The sequence below is a fragment of the Salmonella sp. SAL4457 genome (genome assembly GCF_046548235.1).
GTDB classification, from domain to species: domain Bacteria; phylum Pseudomonadota; class Gammaproteobacteria; order Enterobacterales; family Enterobacteriaceae; genus Salmonella; species Salmonella enterica.
Window position 1 is genome coordinate 1 of record NZ_JBGDZO010000491.1, and the last position, 272, is coordinate 272.

Annotated in this window: 1 protein-coding gene; it reads left to right on the top strand. The window is 65.1% G+C overall.

Annotation, left to right across the window (positions count from 1 at the left end; translation table 11 throughout):
• The coding region (locus ACLJNW_RS25185; RefSeq protein ID WP_410961355.1) for a DEAD/DEAH box helicase family protein at nt 1-272 on the top strand (272 nt) is incomplete at both ends.

Sequence of the window (272 nt, forward strand, 5' to 3'; positions counted from 1 at the left end):
GCGGCTCGCGACGGCTTGGCCGAGGGCATCGACGGCGGGGACCGCTTCCAGACCCTGCTGGGCGTGACGGGCTCGGGCAAGACGGCCACGATGGCCTTCGCGATCGAGAAGACGCAGCGGCCGGCGCTGGTCATCGCTCACAACAAGACGCTGGCCGCGCAGCTCTGCAACGAGTTCCGGGAGTTCTTCCCGAACAACTCAGTGGAGTACTTCGTCTCCTACTACGACTACTACCAGCCCGAGGCCTACGTCCCGAGTCAGGACCTCTACAT